Source organism: Deinococcus marmoris DSM 12784 (assembly GCF_000701405.1).
In the GTDB taxonomy this organism is placed as follows: domain Bacteria; phylum Deinococcota; class Deinococci; order Deinococcales; family Deinococcaceae; genus Deinococcus; species Deinococcus marmoris.
Map to the genome: position 1 here is coordinate 1 of NZ_JNIV01000244.1, position 1177 is coordinate 1177.

Annotated in this window: 1 protein-coding gene; it reads left to right on the plus strand. The window is 59.6% G+C overall.

Annotation, left to right across the window (positions count from 1 at the left end):
- Positions 1-149: 149 nt before the first annotated feature.
- Positions 150-971 (plus strand): alpha/beta hydrolase, encoded by an 822-nt coding sequence (locus Q319_RS26005; RefSeq protein ID WP_029484808.1) that lies wholly within the window; start codon positions 150-152, stop codon positions 969-971.
- The last annotated feature ends 206 nt before the right edge of the window (positions 972-1177 follow it).

The window sequence follows — 1177 nt, forward strand, 5'->3', positions numbered from 1 at the left end:
GAAGGGACGGGCAAGGGAAGTCTGGCCTCTAAACAGTTCCGCGCCACGATGGATTTGCCATTTCTAGAGGCTGTCCTGACTTTGCGGTAGCCCTGCCGGATCATCTGCGCCAGGCAGTCATGACTGGCGAACAGGTTTACACTCCAGAGATGGAGAAACTCGGATGGTTGCTGCTTTGTGCCCTGGCGTCTGCTGGACTGGCCGTGGATTCCAGCGTGACCATCGCAGGCCACGTTCCCGGTACGCTGTCGCTGCCTGACAATGCCAGCGGCAAGGTTCCCGCCGTTCTGCTCCTCCACGGTTTCGCCAGCCAGAAGGACGAGGTGGGCGACATGTACAAGAATCTGGCTGCGAAGCTGGCCGCCCAAGGCATCGCCTCACTCAGGATCGACTTTCAGGGCAGCGGCGACAGCAAGATTCCCTTTGAGCAGATGACCTTCACCAACCAGGTGTCGGACGCACAGGCCGCCTTCGACTCCCTGAAGGGCCGCCCCGAGGTGGACGCCACGCGCCTGGGCCTGCTGGGCTTCAGCATGGGCGGCGGCGTCGCCATCAAACTCGCGGCCAACGCCGCCAATCCAGTGAAGTCGCTGGCGCTGTGGTCCAGTACCAGCAGCCGCAGTCTGGCGGACATTGAAACTGGATCCAGGGCCACGGCAGAAAAAGAGGGCGTGGTGGACGTCGATCTGGGCTTTACCAAGATCAAGCTGGGCAAGGCGTTTTACAGCAGCCTCCAGAACCAGAACCTAGAGGCGGACATCGGCAAGTTCAGGGGCAACACCATGATCGTCTACGGCACTGCCGATCCGCTCTCAGGCAACGCGCCGTATTTTCTGTACAACCTTCAGGGCAAGGTCCAGAATCTCGTGCTGATCAACGGGGCAGACCACATCTACCACGTGCTGACCGCCGACAAGACCGAGAGCAACCAGGTGATCGACACCACCGTGAACTGGTTCCGGGGGTTGTAGTTCGGAATAGCGTGCATTGGGGGCGACAAAAATCCATGCCCGGTGGAGTGAATGTTCCCAGCAGAGTTGAGCGGTGGTGTGCAGGCCAGCCTATATCTGGCTGACCACCTCATACGGACTCCGATTAGAAGGTGTTGAAAACACCTGCAATCCGAGCGGAGCGAGAAGGAGAAAAACGGGTTCCGGGCGTGAAGTGTAGAGATCGG

Coding starts and splice junctions, on each gene's coding strand:
- Q319_RS26005 (WP_029484808.1), top strand. CDS start 150: ATGGAGAAACTCGGATGGTTGCTGCTTTGTGCCCTGGCGTCTGCTGGA.